At 63.4% G+C, this 18,938-nt stretch carries 19 protein-coding genes; 7 read left to right on the top strand and 12 right to left on the bottom strand.

All coding sequences use genetic code 11. The annotated features are described in order from the left end of the window. Positions 1–357: sigma factor (locus tag NKH22_RS24330; protein WP_352911315.1), on the bottom strand; the 357-nt coding region annotated here is incomplete at its 3' end. Between the two features lie 150 nt (positions 358–507). Beyond that, on the bottom strand, positions 508–897 hold the full coding sequence (locus NKH22_RS24335) for a DUF427 domain-containing protein (RefSeq protein ID WP_352445891.1): 390 nt from the start codon (positions 895–897) through the stop codon (positions 508–510). Positions 898–1,716: 819 nt separating this feature from the next. Between NKH22_RS24335 and NKH22_RS24340 the strand changes: the two genes are divergently transcribed. The 4 genes from NKH22_RS24340 to NKH22_RS24355 are packed head-to-tail and all read left to right on the top strand — an operon-like array spanning position 1,717 to position 6,310. Beyond that, entirely contained in the window at positions 1,717–2,208 is a 492-nt protein-coding gene (locus NKH22_RS24340) for a Csu type fimbrial protein (RefSeq protein ID WP_023685937.1), read from the top strand. Between the two features lie 26 nt (positions 2,209–2,234). Next, the gene (locus NKH22_RS24345; protein WP_352911318.1) at positions 2,235–2,957 is read left to right on the top strand and encodes a fimbrial biogenesis chaperone; all 723 of its coding nucleotides are present in this window, start codon (positions 2,235–2,237) and stop codon (positions 2,955–2,957) included. Beyond that, a complete protein-coding gene (locus NKH22_RS24350) occupies positions 2,929–5,340 on the top strand; it encodes a fimbria/pilus outer membrane usher protein (protein ID WP_352911321.1) in 2,412 nt (803 codons plus the stop codon). The genes NKH22_RS24345 and NKH22_RS24350 overlap by 29 nt, the downstream gene beginning before the upstream one ends. Before the next feature lie 13 nt (positions 5,341–5,353). After that, complete coding sequence (locus NKH22_RS24355) at positions 5,354–6,310, top strand: Csu type fimbrial protein (RefSeq protein ID WP_352911324.1); 957 nt, start codon at positions 5,354–5,356, stop codon at positions 6,308–6,310. On the opposite strand, the gene NKH22_RS24360 is transcribed toward NKH22_RS24355, so the two are convergent. The 7 genes from NKH22_RS24360 to NKH22_RS24390 form a co-directional block, all read right to left on the bottom strand. Further along, positions 6,304–7,281: a branched-chain amino acid ABC transporter permease gene (locus tag NKH22_RS24360; RefSeq protein WP_352911327.1), complete on the bottom strand. Its 978-nt coding sequence runs from the start codon at positions 7,279–7,281 to the stop codon at positions 6,304–6,306. The two genes, NKH22_RS24355 and NKH22_RS24360, sit on opposite strands and share 7 nt — an antisense overlap. Before the next feature lies 1 nt (position 7,282). Next, complete coding sequence (locus tag NKH22_RS24365; protein ID WP_023693757.1) at positions 7,283–8,170, bottom strand: branched-chain amino acid ABC transporter permease; 888 nt, start codon at positions 8,168–8,170, stop codon at positions 7,283–7,285. A 174-nt stretch (positions 8,171–8,344) separates the two neighbouring features. After that, positions 8,345–9,049, bottom strand: coding sequence for an ABC transporter ATP-binding protein (locus NKH22_RS24370; protein ID WP_023671422.1), 705 nt, complete (start codon positions 9,047–9,049; stop codon positions 8,345–8,347). Beyond that, a complete protein-coding gene (locus tag NKH22_RS24375) occupies positions 9,046–9,837 on the bottom strand; it encodes an ABC transporter ATP-binding protein (protein ID WP_286456597.1) in 792 nt (263 codons plus the stop codon). The genes NKH22_RS24370 and NKH22_RS24375 overlap by 4 nt, the downstream gene beginning before the upstream one ends. Positions 9,838–9,851: 14 nt before the next feature. Continuing rightward, entirely contained in the window at positions 9,852–11,060 is a 1,209-nt protein-coding gene (locus NKH22_RS24380) for an ABC transporter substrate-binding protein (RefSeq protein ID WP_023689847.1), read from the bottom strand. A gap of 202 nt (positions 11,061–11,262) precedes the next feature. Further along, complete coding sequence (locus NKH22_RS24385; protein WP_023689846.1) at positions 11,263–12,321, bottom strand: GSU2403 family nucleotidyltransferase fold protein; 1,059 nt, start codon at positions 12,319–12,321, stop codon at positions 11,263–11,265. Between the two features lie 211 nt (positions 12,322–12,532). Further along, positions 12,533–13,129, bottom strand: a complete 597-nt coding sequence (locus tag NKH22_RS24390) for a YdeI/OmpD-associated family protein (RefSeq protein ID WP_023693762.1) — start codon at positions 13,127–13,129, stop codon at positions 12,533–12,535. Positions 13,130–13,298: 169 nt separating this feature from the next. Here NKH22_RS24390 and NKH22_RS24395 point away from each other — a divergent pair, with 169 nt between their 5' ends. Next, a complete protein-coding gene (locus NKH22_RS24395) occupies positions 13,299–13,913 on the top strand; it encodes a hypothetical protein (protein WP_023693763.1) in 615 nt (204 codons plus the stop codon). Between the two features lie 189 nt (positions 13,914–14,102). Here the strand turns inward: NKH22_RS24395 and NKH22_RS24400 are convergent, their stop codons facing one another. Continuing rightward, a complete protein-coding gene (locus NKH22_RS24400) occupies positions 14,103–15,014 on the bottom strand; it encodes a S1C family serine protease (protein ID WP_023671416.1) in 912 nt (303 codons plus the stop codon). Positions 15,015–15,440: 426 nt separating this feature from the next. Here NKH22_RS24400 and yghU point away from each other — a divergent pair, with 426 nt between their 5' ends. Then, positions 15,441–16,310: a glutathione-dependent disulfide-bond oxidoreductase gene (gene yghU / locus NKH22_RS24405; protein WP_023689843.1), complete on the top strand. Its 870-nt coding sequence runs from the start codon at positions 15,441–15,443 to the stop codon at positions 16,308–16,310. Between the two features lie 152 nt (positions 16,311–16,462). Here the strand turns inward: yghU and NKH22_RS24410 are convergent, their stop codons facing one another. After that, a complete protein-coding gene (locus NKH22_RS24410) occupies positions 16,463–17,677 on the bottom strand; it encodes an aminotransferase-like domain-containing protein (RefSeq protein WP_031198049.1) in 1,215 nt (404 codons plus the stop codon). Positions 17,678–17,944: 267 nt separating this feature from the next. On the opposite strand from NKH22_RS24410, the gene NKH22_RS24415 reads away from it, so the two are divergent. Further along, positions 17,945–18,685: a sulfotransferase family protein gene (locus NKH22_RS24415; RefSeq protein WP_023697773.1), complete on the top strand. Its 741-nt coding sequence runs from the start codon at positions 17,945–17,947 to the stop codon at positions 18,683–18,685. Between the two features lie 22 nt (positions 18,686–18,707). On the opposite strand, the gene NKH22_RS24420 is transcribed toward NKH22_RS24415, so the two are convergent. Further along, a complete protein-coding gene (locus NKH22_RS24420) occupies positions 18,708–18,896 on the bottom strand; it encodes a hypothetical protein (RefSeq protein ID WP_023671412.1) in 189 nt (62 codons plus the stop codon). Positions 18,897–18,938 lie beyond the last annotated feature (42 nt).

Genomic DNA, 18,938 nt, shown 5'->3' on the forward strand with positions numbered 1-18,938 from the left:
CCGCGCTGCCGGGGGGGCGGGGGTGTCGGCCGGCTGGGGGTTGTTTTCGCCGGGGGGGGCTCGTTTCTCCTGTGGGGGGGGGGTTTGGGGTGGCCCCCCCCCCGCTTCGAGCGGCAGCATCGACGCCTCGCCACGCCGGTTCACCTTGCGCATCTGGTCGATGAACAGATGATGCATGATCGTGAACAGCCACTTTCGCGGGCTCTCTCCCGTCTGCCAGTTGTCCAGCCGCAGCAGCGCCCGCTCCAGGCAGTCCTGGACAAGATCGTCGGCGGAATCGCGGTCGCGCAGCAGCGAGCGTGCATAGCGGCGCAGGCGCGGGATTTCGTCGAGAATGGCTCTCTGCTTTTCGTCCATGACCTTTTGTCTTTGTGCATGCCGTTGCCGCAAAACCGCTGCGCCTGGATGAGGACAGCTTTGGCTGATCTGAAAAATTCCTCTGTTCATGCCTGTCGTCGGCTCCAAAACGCTGGGGCACTTTTGGGCGACAGGCATGACGCTCTCAGCTCAGCGCGGCGTGGCGTCGATGGTGACCCGGTCGGGATAGAAGGCGCCGTGGGCGCAAATCTCGGCCATCTCGTCGAAGGGCTGCTCATAGGCCCACATCGCATCGTTACCGGTTTCGCCCGCCGGCAGCACGTTCCAGTAGCTGGAGTCGCCCTTGTAGGGGCACAGCGTCGACCGCTCCGTCTTCCTGAGCTTGCGGAAGTCGATGTCCTCGAACGGGATGTAGAAGGAGAAGGGATGGGGCGGCTCGGTCACCATTTTGGCTTTTGCCGAGGAAGCGATGATGGTGCCGTTTGCAAACACGACGACACGCCCGTTGAAGGGCTCGACTGTGATCACCTTGCCCGGATTGCGCCTGAAGCCGGGTGACGGGTTCGCATGCTGATCCATGACTGCTCTCCTTGTCCGCTGGTGGTTCGATGCCGGTCGACGGCGTCAGCTCTCACTGGTCACTGATGGGCCGGCGACAGCGGTCACACGCGACAGCTTCTGGCGCTTTTCGAGCTGTGGCTTTTCATAGGTCTTCTTCATCGTTCTTCCTTTTCTGACGTCTGGCAGCCGGTCCGCGCGGCTGCCGGCCGTGGATCATGGCTCCAAGGGACAACAGGCGCATCTCCCGTCCGGCCGATGCGCCGCCGAAGGAAATCCGGGCCAGCGTGGCAAGAACGATTCGCATGTGTTTCGCCGCGATCCGACGGCGGTGGATTTATCTCAGCCGGGACGGCCATGCTTGGGCCGGGCGGAACACGGTTTTGGCGAATGCGGCCCTGTCAGCACGACCGCAAGGCTTGGACAGGCGCGAACAGCTACCGGCGCGGCTATGGCGATGGCTGCTTGGCGCCGGTGCACGCCGCGAAATACCGATAATAAAGGACGACAGGTGAGACTCTACAAAATCAAGATGATTTGCCGGATATTTTCGCCTTTTCGGCACGATAAGCAAAATAAATTTTCGACAGACGAACCTTCACTTCGGAAAAATGTCCATTTCATCTCTGTTAACCAAATATTAACCAAAATTATCCGATACATACCGAAGTTATTCGCTGTCGTAATCCGAACCTAAGTTGTAATAATCATTGCACAGTTCGCTTCTGACATTACTGTATCGTTGATGTCTTGCGAAGCATGCAACGGAGGAGCTGTAGGAGTGAAATCCGGGTCAAGACTGTGTTGCGAGGAACGGTCTGCCCGACGGAGGAAACACGCATGAGATTGCTGAAATATGCGCTGCTGGCGGGAGCGTCGCTGCTTCCCATCCTGCCCGCGATCGCCGCGACCGCGACGGGCAGCATGAATGTCCGCATCACGATTACCGACGAATGCAAGGTGCAGACGGCGAGCGATCTCGATTTCGGCTCGCACGGTGTCATTGATGCGAATGTCGACCAGACCAGCACCATCAACGTGCAATGCACGACCGGCAAGTCCTACAATGTTGGTCTGAGCGCCGGAGCGGGCGCGGGCGCAACGGTTGCTGTTCGCAAGATGACCGGGCCGGCGTCGGCGACGATCGACTACACCATCTACAGGGAAAGCACCCGGACGCAGCTTTGGGGCACCACGATCCCCACCGACACGGTCGGCGGAACCGGCAACGGCGCCATTCAGCCGCTGACGGTCTACGGGCGTGTTCCACCGCAGACGACACCGGCGGCGGGCCTCTACACCGACACCGTTGCGATCACCATAACGTACTGACAATCGATACCAACACGAGGACGATCATGCGATCCATGCTTTCATGCATCGGAGCCACGGCTGTTCTGTTGCTGTGCGCCGGTCTCTCACAAGCCGCTTCGCTCAGGGTGGCGCCGACAGGTCTCGAGCTGATCTCGCCCGACGCCTCGGCGGTTCTCAACCTCAGCAACGATGACCCCAAGCGGCCGATCAATGTGCAGATACGCGTCTTCGCCTGGAGCCAGGCTGGCGGGATCGAGACGCTGACGCCGACTACGGACGTCGTCGCCAGCCCGCCATCGACCAAACTCGGACCCAATGCCCAATACGTGGTTCGCGTCGTGCGCGTCAGCAAGGCGCCGGTGCGGGCCGAGGAAAGCTACCGCGTCATCGTCGACGAGTTACCCGACCCGTCGCGCAAGAAGGCCGGTACGGTCGCGCTCGCGCTGCGCTATTCGGTCCCGGTGTTTTTCCGCGACGCCGATGCCGCCGCGCCGGCAGTCGCCTGGAGTGTTTCGCTCAAGGGCGGCAGTCTTGTGCTGACAGCCAGCAATACCGGTGAAAGTCGTCTCCGCTTGTCCAACCTATCCCTGACCCAGAACGGCAAAAAGCTCGGCAACCGAAACGGGCTCGTCGGCTATGTGCTGGGCGGCGCGACCATGCAGTGGCCGATCGGCAGCAGCAAATCCTTGTCCGCTGGCTCCGTGCTTTTGAAGGCACAGAGCGATCTTGGACCCTTCGATGCCAAAGTTGCCGTCAAGGGCAAATAGGATCGCGCTAGTCGTCGCGCTCGCGATTTTCACACCTTTCTCGGCGGTGAACGCGCAAGAATTGCCGGCCGTGACGAACCCTGAAGACCCTGGCCAGCAAGCCGGCCGCAGCCTTTATCTAGAGGTGTTCATCAACGACGTCTCGACCAAACTGATCGGCAGCTTCACCCAGATGCCGGATGGCGGCCTGGCATCGACGCCGCTAGAGCTGAAGGAGCTCGGGCTGAAGCCGCCGCAGGGCGCTGTCGACACCGACGGCCTGGTCAGGCTCGACCAGCTGGCGGATGTGTCGTTTCAGATCGACGAAGCGGCGCAGCGCCTCTACGTCACCGCCGCCAATGACAGCCGCGAGGCGCGCATGGTCGATCTCGGCTTGCGCTTGCAGGACCGGCCGGCGCCGCAATCGGGCTTGGGCGCGGTTCTCAACTATTCGCTGTTTGCCAGCTCCAACACATTGTTCGACAAGCAGGTCGAGCTGTTCCAGGGCGTTTCCGGCGGCTTCGATGCGCGCGTGTTCAGCCCCTATGGAACGCTCAGCCAATCCTTCATCGCCGGCTATTCCGACGGCAGGCTGGGCGGCTTCACGCGGCTCAACACGACATGGAGCTATTCCGACCCCGACCGGCTGATGACCTATCGGGCCGGCGACTTCATCTCCGGTGGATTGTCGTGGACGCGTCCGGTCTATCTCGGCGGCATCCAGGCGCAACGCAACTTCCACCTGCGATCGGACCTGGTGACGCTACCCCTGCCCTCCTTCGGCGGCACGGCGGCTGTGCCGTCGACGCTCGAGGTCTATACGCAGAACGTGCGCACCTATTCCGGCGACATCCAGCCCGGGCCGTTCCAGGTCACCAATCTGCCGGTGTTCACGGGCGCCGGACAGGCGCAGGTGGTGCTGCGCGACAGCCTCGGCCGCGAGACCACGGCCACCTTGCCGTTCTATGCCTCCAGCATGCTGCTGCGCCAGGGACTGCTCGACTTTTCGGTGGAGGCAGGGATGGCGCGGCGCAATTTCGGCATCTCCTCCGACGATTACGACGGCCGCGTCATGGGGGTCGCCACGGCGCGTTACGGCGTGACCGACCGGCTGACATTGGAAGCCCATGCCGAGGGCGGCGCCGACCTGATCAATGGCGGCATAGGCGCTGCCTTCCCGCTCGGGGCATATGGCGCGGCTTCGCTGGCAGTCGCCGGCAGCCATCATGACGGGCGCACCGGCTCGCTGGTCGATGCCAGTGTCGAATTCGGCTATGACGGCTGGGCGATCAACGCCCACATGCAGCGGGCCTTTGGCGGCTATGAAGACATCGCCTCGGTGACGGCGGAGCCGGTTCTCGACCCCGACGACTTCACCCGTTTCAGCGCCGGCGTCCCGCGCGCGGTCGACCAGGTGACACTCAGCGTGCCGATGCCGATCGATTTCTCCAGCCTCAACCTGTCCTATACGCATTTGAAGAGCGCCGAGGGCGAAAGCAGCCAGATCGTCGGCCTGTCCTACAGCCAGGCGATCTTCAAGCGCAGCACGCTCTATGCCACCGCCTTCGCCGATCTCGACGACGACAGCAGCTATGGCGTGTTCGCCGGGATTTCGATCCCGTTCAACGACGAGATCTCGGCGTCGACAGGCGTCGAGCAAGGCCCTGACGGCCTCAATGTCACTGCCGACCTCGCCAAATCGGAGCGGGCCGAGGACGGCAGCATCGGCTGGCGGCTGCGCACCTCGGAGGGCGAGGTCCCCAATCGTTCGGCAGCGGTCAGCTACCGCGCGCCGTTTGCGCGTTTCGAGGCCGGCGCCCAGCAATTCGAGAAGGACTTTCGCGTGACCGGCCAGATGGACGGCGCCATTGCGGTCGCAGGCGGCGGGGTGTTCGCCACCAACCGCATCGACGATGCCTTTGCCGTCGTTGATGTCGGCACGCCTGATGTCGAGGTCTTGCATCAGAACCGGCCGGTAGGCAGGACCGACAGCAAAGGCCGCATCCTGGTCACCGGGCTCAACTCCTATGAGCTGAACACGATCTCCATCGACCCGAAGAATCTACCAGTCGACGCGGATGTCCCGGCTACCAAGGAGACCGTCGTCCCAGCCGACCGCAACGGCGTCGTGCTGAAGTTCGGCGTGTCCGAGGCGGCACAGGCCGCGCTGGTGACGCTGGTCGACTCGAGCGGAACGCCGCTCGAAGCCGGACTGTCGGGACGCGTCGATGGCGGCACTGAAGACTTTGTCGTCGGCTATGACGGGCAGGCCTATATCAAGGGCCTCGGCAAGCAGAATTCCGTGCAGGTCGAGCGCGCGGACGGCGGTTCATGCCGGGCAGAGTTTCCCTTCGAGGCGGTGCGCGGCCGGCAGGTGGTGATCGGGGACGTGGTGTGCCAATGAGAGCTGAGGAAAAATGCTACGCGCCGTAATCATCGCCCTGCTGCTTATGCTGCTGCCGTCGCTCGCCCGCGCGCAAAGCTGCAGTTACACCGTCACCAGTATGAATTTCGGCCTCATCGACACACTGTCAGGCACGGCGGCGACATCGACCGCGACCCTCAGCATGAATTGCAGCGGCAGTTTGCCGTTTCTGCTGCCCGTCCTGGTCTGTCCGCACTTCGCCTCCGGCACAGGCGGCGCTTCCTCGGCGGCCGCCAGGCAGATGGCGAACGGCGCCAACAGCCTCAACTACCAGCTCTATTCGGATCCTGGAATGAGCGTCGTCTGGGGCTCCTACAACTGGGCCTATGCCTCGCGCCCGCCGCCGCAGACGCTGAACCCCAATCTCTTCGGCAACTCATCGGGCACGGCGACCATCTATGGCCGCGTGCCCGGCGGCCAGTCGACCGTTCCGCCCGGCACCTATCTCTCGACGTTTTCGAGCACGCATGTCGAGATCCTCTCCCGGACGACCCTGTTGGGCAGCAGCTGCAGCGGCGGCTTGGGCAACCCCGACACCAATCCGACCTTCACCATCAACGCGACGGTTGCGGCCAATTGCCTGGTCACCACCCAGAACATCGATTTCGGCTCCAAGGGCGTGCTCACCGCCAATGCCGACGCCACCGGCCAGGTCTCGGTCACCTGCACGCCGTCGACCGCCTATACGGTGTCGCTGAATGGCGGCACGACAGGCGGCACGCCGACCAACCGAAAGATGTCAAAGGGGGCTGAGCGGGTGACCTACGGCCTCTACAAGGACGCCGCGCGCTCGCAGCCCTGGGGTGACGCCGGAACGCCGGGAAGCACGGTGGCCGGCACCGGAACCGGCTTGGCGCAACCGCTCATCGTCTACGGCCGCGTGCCGCCGCAGACGACGCCCTCGGCCGGCGTCTACACCGACACGGTGGTGGTGACCATCACCTACTGAGAGCGGCCATTGCCTGGTGAAAGCCAGCGCGCGTAAATCTCGCCGACGATGCCGCGGCGAAAGACCAGCACGCAGATCATGAAGATCAGGCCGGTGGCGATGGTCACAGGGAAGCCTGAGGTGGCGAGGGTGTTTTCCAGGCCGACGACGAGGCCGGCGCCGACGACAGGACCGACCATGGTGCCGATGCCGCCGAGCAGCGTCATCAGGATCACCTCGCCCGACATCTGCCAGGTGACGTCGGTCAGCGTCGCGAACTGGAAGACGATCGCCTTGGTGGCGCCGGCAAGCCCGGCAAGGGCTGCCGACATGACGAAGGCGGCGAGCTTGTAGCGGCCGACCGAATAGCCCAGCGAAATGGCGCGGTTCTCGTTCTCGCGGATCGAACGCAGGATCATGCCGAAGGGCGAGTTGACGATGCGCCAGACGGCGCAGACGCCGATGAGGAAGACGGCGAGAACGACGAAGTACATGTTGAGCGTGACGTTGAGATCGACGATGCCGAACAGATGCCCGCGCGGCACGCCCTGTATGCCGTCCTCGCCTTCCGTGAACGGCGCCTGGACGCAGAAGAAATAAAACATCTGCGCCAGCGCCAGCGTGATCATCGAGAAATAGATGCCTTGCCGGCGGATGGCGAGGAAGCCCATGACCAGGCCGAGCACGGCCGCTCCGGCGGTGCCGAGCAGGATGCCGGCTTCCGGCGGCCAGCCCCATGCCTTGACGGCGTAGGCGCAGAAATAGGCGGCGGCGCCGTAGAAGGTGGCGTGGCCGAACGACAGCAGCCCGGTGTAGCCGAGCAGCAGGTTGAAGGCGCAGGCAAACAGCGCGAAGCACAGCATCTTCATCAGGAAGATTGGATAGACGAAGAAGGGCGCGGCGATGAGCGCCACTATGGCCAAAGCTATCAACACCCGCTCCAGCCGCACGGAGGCGGCGGTGCGCTGGTCGTGAAGGGCTGCCTCGCTCATCTCAGGCGTCCCTTCCGAACAGGCCGGCGGGGCGCAGGAGCAGCACGATCGCCATGATGACGAAGACGACGAGGTTCGACGCCTCGGGATAGAACACCTTGGTCAGGCCCTCGGCGAGGCCGAGCATATAGCCGGTGACGATGGCGCCGAGGATCGAGCCCATGCCGCCGACCACGACGACGGCAAAGACGACGATGATGATATCGGAGCCCATCAGCGGACTGACCTGGTAGACGGGCGCGGCGAGAATACCGGCAAGGCCGGCGAGCGCCGCGCCGAGCCCATAGGTGAGCGTCAGCAGCAGCGGCACGTTGACGCCGAAGGCCTGCACCAGCTCGGGATTTTCGGTCGCGGCGCGCAGATAGGAGCCGAGCCTGGTCTTTTCGATCAGGAGCCAGGTGCCGATGCAGATAATGAGCGAGGCCACCACCACCCAGCCGCGATAGTTGGGCAGGAACATGAAGCCGAGATTGGTGCCGCCGGCAAGCTGCGCCGGAACGGCATAAGGGTTGCCCGACACGCCGTAGTAGAAACGGAACACGCCTTCGATGACCAGCGCCAGTCCGAAGGTGAACAGCAGCCCGTAGAGCGGATCCAGGCGGTAGAGCCGCGACAGCGCCACGCGCTCGACCGCCATGCCGAAGACGCCGACGATGAGCGGAACCAGGAGCAGCGCCGGCCAGTAGCCGATGCCGAGATGGACGAGCAGCAGGTAACCGATGAAGGCGCCGAGCATATAGAGTGCGCCATGGGCGAAATTGATGATCCGCAGCAGGCCGAAGATGACGGCCAGGCCGAGGCTCAGCATGGCGTAGAAGGAGCCGTTGATCAGCCCGACCAGCATCTGGCCGAGCAAGGCCTGGACGGGGATGCCGAAGATCATGGTCATGGCGTCACCGATGGTGTTGCAAGGGGGATGCGTCTGTGCGCACGTACCCCCACCCGGACCTTCGGTCCGACCTCCCCACAAGGGGGAGGTAGGGCGGTGGCCCTCCACCCTCCCCCTTATGGGGAGGGTCGCTGCGCAGCAGCGGGGTGGGGGTACTGCCGTGGGCTGTCGTCATCATACCCCCAACACCTCGTGCAGCTGTTGCGTGTGAGCGGCAAGCTCGCTTACGGCAAAACCCTCCACCACCTTGCCGTGCTCCATCAGGTAGAAGCGGTCGGCGATGCGGGCGGCGAAGCGGAAATTCTGCTCGACGAGCAGGATGGTCATGCCGCGCTTTTTCAAGGTCGCCAGCAGTTCGCCGATGCGCTGGACGATGACCGGCGCCAGGCCCTCGGTCGGCTCGTCGAGCAGCAGCATCTGCACGCCCGTCCGCAGGATGCGGGCGATGGCCAGCATCTGCTGTTCGCCGCCGGAGAGTTTGGTGCCGGGGCTGTTGCGGCGCTCCTTGAGGTTGGGAAAGAGATCGAAGATCTCGTCGACGCTCATGCCGCCCTTGGCCACCACCGGCGGCAGGATCAGGTTCTCGTCGACGGTGAGCGTGGCGAAGATGCCGCGTTCCTCCGGCACGAAGCCGATGCCGCGATGGGCAACACGATGCAGCGGCAGGCGCATCAGGTCGCTGCCGTCGAAGGCGACGCTGCCGCTGCGCTTGCGGACCAGCCCCATGATGGCGCGCAGCGTTGTGGTCTTGCCGACGCCGTTGCGGCCGAGCAGCGTCACGGTCTCACCGCGAAAAACGTCGAGGTTGACGCCATGCAGCGCATGGCCCTCGCCATACCAGGCATGGAGATCGCGCACGGCAAGCAGCGGCTCACTCATGCTCGGTCCCCCTGCTCGGTCCCCATGTAAGCGATCCTGACGCGCTCGTCCTTGCTCACCGTCGCGTAGTCGCCGGCGGCGAGCACCTGGCCGCGCTGCATGACGGTGATCCAGTCGCAGAGGTCGGCGACGACGGTGAGATTGTGCTCGACCATCAGCACGGCGCGGTCCGTTGCCAGCGAGCGGATAATGCCGGAAATGACGCCGACATCCTCGTGCCCCATGCCGGCCATCGGCTCGTCGAGCAGCAGCACTTTCGGGTCGAGCGCCAGCGTGGTGGCGATCTCGAGCACGCGCTTTCGGCCATAGGAGAGATCGCCGGCCGGACGATGCGCGACATCGTCGAGACCGACGACGGCAAGCAGTTCGCGCGCCCGTGGAGTCAGTTGGTCAAGCGCGGCCAGCGAGCGCCAGAACTGGAAGCCGAGCCCGCTCGGCCGCTGCAAGGCGACGCGGACATTGTCGAGCACGCTCAGATGCGGAAAGATCGCCGATATCTGGAACGAGCGGACGAGACCCATGCGCGCCACCCTGGCCGGCGCGGTGCGGGTGATGTCGTTGCCCAACAGTTCGATCCTGCCGCTGCTCGGCTGCAGGAACTTGGTCAAGAGGTTGAAGATCGTCGTCTTGCCGGCGCCGTTCGGCCCGATCAGTGCATGGATCTGGCCGTGATGGACGTCGAGGTCGACATTGTTGACGGCGACGAAACCGGCAAAATCGCGCCGCAGGCCGCGGGCGGAGAGCACCACCCGCGGCTTGATTTCGGCACCGTCCGGCTGGACGGCCACGGCTTGCGCCAGCGTCACTTGGTGACGAGCGGGCAGCCGCTGTCTTCAGCCTTGATGAAGGCCTTGTCGCCCGGAATGGTCGCAAGGTAGGTGTAGTAGTCCCAGTCCTTCTTCGACTCCTCGGGCTTTTTGACCTGATAGAGATACATGTCGTGCACCATCGAGCCGTCGGCCTGTACCTTGCCGTTGGCGTTGATGATGTCGTCGACGGGCATTTCATGGAGTTGCTTGGCGACCGCCTCGGTTTCGTCGGTGCCGGCCTTGTCGATGGCCTTGAGATATTGCAGCACCGCCGAATAGGTGCCGGCCTGGATCATGTTGGGCATGCGGTTGGTGCGCTTGAAGAAGCGCCCGGCGAAGTCGCGGCTCTTGTCGTCGCGGTCCCAGTAAAACCCTTCGGTGAGCACCACGCCCTGCGCCGCCTGCAGGCCGAGGCCGTGCACCTCGGCAAGCGTGAACAGAAGTGCTGCCAGCCGCTGGCCGCCGGCGACGATGCCGAACTCGGCCGCCTGCTTGATGGTATTGGAGGTGTCGAGGCCGGCATTGGCAAGGCCGATAACCTTGGCGCCGGAGGACTGCGCCTGCAGCAGGAAGGAGGAATAATCCGTCGATCCCAAGGGGTAACGCACCTCGCCCAGCACTTTGCCGCCGCTTGCCTCAACAACCTTTGAGGTCTGCTCCTTCAGCGAATAGCCGAAGGCATAGTCGACGGTGATGAAATACCAGCTGTCGCCGCCCTGCTGCACCAGCGCGCCGCCGGTGCCGACCGCCTGCGAGTGGGTATCGTAAGCCCAGTGGAAACCGTAGGGCGAGCATTGCTTGCCGGTCAGGTCGGCCGATGCCGCTCCGGTGACGATGTCGATCTTCTTCTTTTCCTTGGACAACCCCTGGACGGCGAGCGCCACCGAGGATGTCGTCAGTTCCATGATCGCGTCGACCTGCTCGGTGTCGTACCACTGGCGCGCAATGTTGGAGGCAATGTCGGGCTTGTTCTGGTGATCGGCGTTGACGATCTCGATTGGCGCGCCCTGCACCTTGCCGCCAAAATCCTCGACCGCCATCCTGGCGGCCTCGACCGACCATTTGCCGCCGAAATCGGCATAGACGCCCGACTGGTCGTTGAGGATGCCGATCTTGACCTTGCCGTCGGAAATTTCGCCGGCCGCCGCCGGCATCGCAGTCGCCGCAAGCAGCGCGGCTGAGACGAGATAGGATGCTTTCACAGGTGGTTCCTCCCTTGTGGCCGACGCTGGAAAACGCGGCGGCCTTGCAATGGTTCAACAGCTCCGTCCGGTACTCGCTGAAATCCGGGCCAGCGCCCGCCACTTCTCCTCTTGGCAACCCCTCCGCCCTGGGTGCGCCGGGAACCGTAGCATCACATTTCGCAAGGGGAGAATGCTATTTTCGTAGCATGGCGTGTGGGCGCTACCAGTCCGGCTCAATTGGAAGGTCTTCGGAAAAGCCGCTCGGGCCAGGAAGGGACAGCGTTGCGGCCGCGGCGTCTCGCAATGCCGCCGGAGGCCTTTTGAGATGTTCGCTGTCCAGCGGAAGGGCAAGATAGGCGGTGGCAATGCGTGCAGCCGCTTCCGCCTGTTCACGATCTCTCATTGCCTTGACCGCAGACCGATCAGGCAGCGTGGCCAGCCAAGCCTTGTGCAGAGCGAACATTCGAGGGTCGACCGTCGGCATGCTTACGGGATAGCCACGCTCATCGATCGCCACAGCCTCCACCTTCGGGGCGTTGATGAGCCATTGCAGCCCCTCCATGGGTGCGCTGTCGAGATCGTCGGCATGCTGTGTAATCGAGGTAGTGGCGTTGTCCTTGAGGACATGTCTTGCCTGCGGACGGATCAGGTCGACCAGATAGCCATCACGGTTCGCTGCCCTGAAGGCCCGGGGCTGGAGCGGCTTGAAGGACCTGTCCACTTTACGCAACACGCCTATCAGGCCGGACTGGCTTACCCTCTCGCCGGTCACGAAGCTGATGCGACGTCGCGAATCGAAGAGCAGGTCGATGTCGCCGGTTGCCGTGAGACCGCTGGTGATCTGGACGCCCGCCAGAGCCTCGTAAGCGAACAGCGCATTCGTGCCGACAACCAGCAACTGCTTGCCCAGCAGGTCTGTTTCGGCGCACCGCCGCAATATCCGTGCGGCGATGGCCGGTACCCTGCCCAACCCCATTGCCACATTGACTTTCGCCAGGCCGTTCAGGCGATCGGCCAGACCTGCCAGCAGATCCTTGTTCTGCACCCTGCCCTCGGAAAACGCAGCGAACGCCTTCTCCGTCTGGCTGCTTTTCGGCCCGAGTGAATTCTCGACCTGCCGGACCTTCCGCAGCAGGTATTCAGCACCGCTGCGCTCAACCCAGCGCATGCTGCCTGCAAAGCGCCTTTGGCGCTGGTCATCAGCACGCTGCCAGGCCTCGTAGACCTGTTGCGTATCTATGAGTTGGCGCCGCTGCTCGCCGGTCAACTCTCTCAGCATCGTTTTCCACTCTTAAGCCAAGATCAAGTTAACATAGTGGAAAACTCTTAATTAACAATATGTTGCTATGTTTTTTCCACTATCGCAGCTATCACCCACACGCCGAGTGGAAAATACCCTAAAAACAATAGGTTATGTCCAAGAAAGGGAGGCCAGAACCTCACACGCGGGTTTTTAGCTGCGCGCACCATGGCAGCCGCTTGCCGTCGCCTCACCGCTTCTGCGGATAGATCGTCTCGCCGCGCTTCAGCATCTCGACAAAAGCCTCGATCTTCTTCCTGCGCCCCGCCTCCGTCTTCATGTTGTGCGTTCGAAACGCCAGCGCGAACCGGTTCTGGGCGGAAAGCTTTGCCAGCATCTCCTTCGCCTTCGGCTCGGCATCGATGGCGGCCTGCAGATCGTCAGGGATCTTCATGTCCTTGCCTGAGGCATAGGCGCGGTCCCAGCGGCCGTCGGCCTTGGCCGCCTCGACCTGTTTCAGCCCGTGTTCGGTCATGCGGCCCTCCTCGACCAGGCGGGCGACATTGTCGATGTTGATCTTGCTCCAGATGCTCTTCTTGCCGCGCGGCGTGTAGCGCTGCAGAAAGCTCTTGTCGTCGAGCGGCTTGCGTATGGCGTCGATCCAGCCGAAGCACAGCGCCACGTCGATGGCCTGCTTCGGCGTGATCGAGGCGAGGCCCGAGCCGACCTTGTGGACCTTGATCCAGACCTCGCTCTCGCCGGCATGATTTTCGCGCAGCCAGGCGTAAAAACTGTCGGGATCGGGGAATTCATGAACCTTGTCGGGATCGACCTTGAACGGCGCCATCATCACCTCGTTGTTGCCGGGCCGGCTGTATCGGCTGTCGATGCCAGTTTCCGTCAGCGGCGTCGATACCCCCTAGCCTATTGCGAGCCGGCTTGCGCCGCAGCCGACGCCCGTGGCAGTTTCCTGCTGGTCAGCCGGGCAAGGCAGACTGCAATTCGGGGGAAATGCCATGCGAGCGATGTTACTCGGCCTCATCCTTCTGCTGCCGACCTCGGCACTGGCCGAACCGATCGAAACCCAGAAAATCATCACCGCGCTGACCGGCGACTTCAATGGCGACGGCGCCGCCGATCTGGCGATGATCGTCGAGACCGAGCCCGAAGACGATACCATGGACATGCATTTCTTCCTGAGGGACAAAAAGTACAATTTTCTGAAACCCGCCGGCGTCGTGCATGAGCAGGTCTACGGCGAATGGAACGACTACGACCAGCCGCATTATGAGGGCTCCGGCATCGAACCGGAGTTGACCTTGCTGCCCAACGGCTCGATCAAGATCTATCTGCCGGGGCTGATCGGCCCCGGCGAGCGGACCGACATGACGCTGACCATCGCCTGGCGCAACGAGGCCTTCGTCGTCGCCGGCGTTGCCTATGACCATTACAAATACCAGTCCGTTGTCGTCTACAGCAGCTGCGACTACGACGTGCTGACCGGCAAGGGCAAAAGTATGCAGACGCAGGATGATGATAGCAAGGTGAACAGTATCGTGTCTGTCGAAGGCCAGGTCGTGCCCTTCGCGGAGTGGGACACGGGGACGCCTTTTAGGGTGTGCGGGGATTGAGGGGGCAGCCAATCTCCCCCCTTGTGGGGGAGATGGCCGGCAGGGGGGCCGCTGTCCCGCCAACGCACCGGCTAGTGTCAGCCACGTTTATCCCGCGATTCTTGTCAGAAAATAGATCGAGAGGTCGCGATCCTTCGCGCCCCCCCTCTGCCCTGCCGGGCATCTCCCCCACTTGGGGGGAGATTGGCTTCACTGCAGATGCGGTTTCTTCAAAAAGCTGTTTCGGTCGGCGGATTTCACTCGCAGCCAAGTCTCACGACCGTCACGCACGACCCTGAGAGGAATCTCCGAACCCGCCGGATTCTGCCATAGCTTGCGGTAGAAATCGGCGAGACCGTCGACCTCGCCATCGCGCACGTCGGAGATGATGTCGCCCTGGCGCAGGCCGGCCTTGGCGGCGGGGCCGCCTTCGGCGACGCTCATCACCACGACCGCACCGTTCGACTCGGCCGAGAAGGCGCCGAGCCATGGGCGCGGCGGCTTCGCCACCTGGCCGCGCGTCAGGAGATCGTCGAGGATCGGGGTCAGAAGGTTGATCGGCACGACCATGTTGATGTCGGCGACCTCGCCGTTGCGGCTCATCTGCAAAAGCAGCGAACCGATGCCGAGCAGGCTGCCATCCTGGCCGATGAGCGCCGCGCCGCCCCAGGACGGATGCGCCGGGGCAATGAAGATCGCCTCGTCGAGCAGATATTCCCAATAGCCGGCGAATTCCTGCTTGGTGACGATGTGTGCCTTGACCGAGCGGCCGGTGCCGTCGGCAAACACCACGGGGTCGCCGATCTTCGCCTTCGAGGCGTCACCCAGCGCCACCGCCGGCAGGCCGAGCGGCGCCAGCGCCTGCACCAGGCCGAAGCCTGTCTCCTGGTCATAGGCCAGCGCATGCGCCGGCACGACGCGGCCGTCCTGGTCGGTCAGCCAGACCTCCTCGGCCTCGGTGATGAGATAGCCGATGGTGAGCACCAGCCCGTCGCCGCGGATGACGACGCCGCTGCCTTCCCGGCGCGTGCCCAGGGCATTGGCCGTGAAGGCATCGTCGGGAACCATGGCGCGCACGCCAACGACGGAGCGCAAGAGCGGGGAAACGGGATCGATCGGCATGCGGTCATCCTGGCAGATATGCGTGGGCAGTATCCTCTATAGGTATGCCGCGCTGCACAGGGCGCAAGGGCTTAGGCAACAAGGCAATCATTTCAGAGGCTGGCGCTGCCCCTCATCCGCCTGCCGGCACCTTCTCCCCGTATAGTGACGGGGAGAAGGGAGATGGCCGCAACATCGGCGCTCTTGGCAACGCTGGCAATTGGGGAAATCAGTAGGCGACAGCGTCCTTCTCCCCGTCACTATACGGGGAGAAGTGCCCGGCAGGGCGATGAGGGGCGGCGCCGACATCGATAATAGTTCAACACAAGTTGAACCTTTCTGAATTGCACCTATGTGTTCCCGTATCTAGGTTCCGCCGACTTTTCCGCCATCAGTCTCGCGCCGTCGCGCAAGTCGTTTCGCCCGCCAAACCAAGGAATTTCCCGCATGACCGAATACACCCCGCCGAAAGTCTGGAGCTGGAAGAAAGCCAATGGCGGTACGTTCGCCAGCATCAACCGGCCTATTGCCGGTCCGACGCATGACAAGGTGCTGCCGGTCGGCAAGCATCCGCTGCAGCTCTATTCGCTGGCGACGCCGAATGGGGTCAAAGTGACTGTCATGCTGGAGGAGCTTCTGGCGCTCGGCCACAAGGGCGCCGAATACGACGCCTGGCTGATCCGCATCAACGATGGCGACCAGTTCGGCTCGGGCTTTGTCGAGGTCAACCCCAACTCCAAGATCCCGGCGCTGCTCGACCGCAGCGGCAAGACGCCTGTCCGCGTCTTCGAGTCCGGCTCGATCCTGCTTTATCTCGCGGAAAAGTTCGGCGAGTTCCTGCCGACCGAACAGCCGGCGCGCGCGGAAACCTTGTCCTGGCTGTTCTGGCAGATGGGTTCGGCGCCCTATCTCGGCGGCGGCTTCGGCCATTTCTACGCCTATGCGCCCGAAAAAATCGAATACGCCATCGACCGCTTCGCCATGGAGACCAAGCGCCAGTTCGACGTGCTCGACCGGCGGCTGGCGGAGACCGAATACCTCGGCGGCGCCTTCTATTCGATCGCCGACATGGCGGTATGGCCCTGGTATGGCGGCCTGGCGCTCGGCCGCATGTACAATGATTCCGCCGAGTTCCTGTCGGTGCAGGACTACGAGCACGTACAACGCTGGGCCAGGGCGATCGACGCCCGCCCGACCGTGCAACGCGGCCGCATGGTCAACCGCGCCTTCGGCGACCCCGCCATGCAACTGCACGAGCGCCACGACGCCAGCGATTTCGAGACGAAGACGCAGGATAAATTGGTGGTGGCGGAGTGAGCTAATCTCCCCCCTTGAGGGGGAGATGGCCGGCAGGCCAGAGGGGGTCGGCTCGACTGGGCGCGACCTCCTGCGACTGATGAAGGTTAGCGCTCCACGCGCGGCGACCCCCTCTGTCGCCTTCGGCGACATCTCCCCCTCGAGGGGGGAGATTAGCCCATCAATTTCGCCAGCCTCGGCACGCCTTCACCCACGGCGCGTTCATCTGCGAGCGTAAAGCTCATCCGCATCGTGTTGCGGCCCGAACCGTCGGCGTAGAATGCGTTGCCCGGCACGAAGGCGACGCGGGCTTCCTTGACCGAGCGGGCGAGCAGTGCCGTGGCGTCCGCACCTTCGGGCAGCGTCAGCCAAACGAACATGCCGCCTTCCGGTCGGCTCCAGCTGACGCCATCCGGCATTTCCGCTTCGAGTGCCGCAAGCAAGCCGTCGCGGCGCTGGCGATAGGCGCCGATCAGCTTTTCCACCTGGCCGTCATACACGGCCTCGGAGACGCGGTGCATGACCAGCTGGTTGATCGACGGGCTGTGCAGGTCCGACGCCTGCTTCATCAGCACCAGCCGCTCGACGACGCGGCGCGGCGCGCAGACCCAGCCGACGCGCATGCCCGGTGACAGGATTTTCGAGAACGAGCCGCAATAGAGCGTGCGGGCGTTTTCGATGCCGCCGGAGCGTTCGCAGTCGAGCGCCAGGATCGGCGGCTGGCCCTCGCCGTCATAGCGCAGCGCGCGATAGGCGGCGTCCTCGATGATAGCAATGTCGAGCTCGTCGGCGAGGTCAAGCACCGCCTCGCGCTGCTGGCGATTCAGCGTCTCGCCGGTCGGGTTGTCGAAATCGGGCACGAGATAGGCGAATTTCACCTTGCCGCCCTCTTTTGCAAAAGTAGAGGGGGCAGCAGCCGCCGCCTGGTAGGCGGCCGGCGTCATGTTGCCGCCATCCGGCGTCAGCCGGTCGTAGCGCGGCTCATAGGCGTTGAAGGCCTGCAGCGCGCCGAGATAGGTCGGCCATGTTACCAGTGCTGTGTCGCCGGGCGACAGGAAAAGCTTGCCCAGATAATCCAGCGCCTGCTGCGAGCCGGAGGTGATGAAGATGTTGTGCTCGTCGCAGGCAATGCCGAGCTTGCCCATCTGGCCGGCCAGCCATTTTCTGAGCGGCAGATAGCCTTCGGAGACCTGATACTGAAGTGCTGCGCTCGCCTCCGCACCGCCCAGCACCGAGGCATAGGCATCGGCGATCGCCTGGGCCGGAAACAAGGCCGGATCGGGGATGCCGCCGGCAAAGGAGATGATGTCGGGCTGGTCGAGCAGTTTGAGCAGCTCGCGGATTTCCGACGCCTTCATGCGCGAGGCGCGCGACGCCAACAGGTCCATCAAACTCACGAGCCCACCTCCCGGGATACGGCATCTGGTCCAGCATGACCGTTCTGGCCATGCGATTTAGGTCAATCTGACTGACCTATTATCAGGCTCCCTCACCCGCTGGAATAGCCAAACCCTCATTCCGCGTGGCCCAGACGAAAAAGCAAACACATTTCTGCCCTGGACAGGGAAAATTGTTGCGCGCCGAGGGGCGCGGATGCAACCTCATTCCGAGCGGACCGGCATAAAAAGAAAAGCGGTCTCAACAAGGGGGGTAAAATGACGCTTGAGCTCATCGGGGCCGGATTCGGCCGCACCGGCACATGGTCGACCTTTGCCGCGCTGAACAGGCTGGGCCTTCCCAGCTATCACATGCAGGAAGTCATCCTCAACAAGGCCAACAAGGGCCATCTCGACTTCTGGCGCAAGGTGGCCAACAGCCCGCCCGGCAGCCAGCACGACTGGACCAGAGTCTTTGCCAATTACAAGGCGACGGTCGACAATCCGGGATGCTGCGTGTGGCGCGAATTGATGGCCGCCTATCCCGACGCCAAGGTGCTGCTCACCCTGCATCCGCGCGGCGCCGAGGCCTGGTACGACAGCACCATCGACACCATCCACTTCACCGAGACATTGTGGCAGTTCAAGGTGCTGGAATGGCTGACGCCGTTCGGCCGCAAATTCGGCGACATGTCGCACAGGCTGATCTGGGGCCGCACGCTTGCCGGCGTGATGGACGACCGCGCCAAGGCGGTGGCGCGCTACAACGCCTATACCGAGGAGGTGATAGCGGCCGTGCCGCCGGAGAAGCTTCTGGTGTTCAAGGTCAGCGATGGCTGGGCGCCGCTCTGCGGCTTCCTCGGCGTGGCGCTGCCCAACGAGCCTTTCCCCAACCTCAACGACCGCGAAAGCGTGAAGAAGATCATCCGCGACATCATCAAGGGCAGCTACATCATGCTGGGGCTGTCGGTGGCGGCGGTGCTTGCGGCGGTCGCGGCGCTGTGGTGGTGGCTGGGGTAGCCGCCGGACCGTCAGAATATTGCTACTTGCGCGTGATCCAGCCGAGCAGATCCGGCTCGACGTCTTCGTGGTCGGTCAGGTCGCGAACCAGGGAGGCGGCGAGCGCGCGCCACCGCTTTTCCGGGACATTGTCTTCCATCACCGATTTGATGAAGGCGGCGCGCAGGATGGCGCAATCGAAGGCGGATACATCGAAAAGCAGTTCTGCCATTTCGGTTTTCCCCGTTCACATCGGGCGCGCGAGCCTGTCGAA

The organism is Mesorhizobium sp. M1252, assembly GCF_040318265.1.
In the GTDB taxonomy this organism is placed as follows: Bacteria; Pseudomonadota; Alphaproteobacteria; order Rhizobiales; family Rhizobiaceae; genus Mesorhizobium.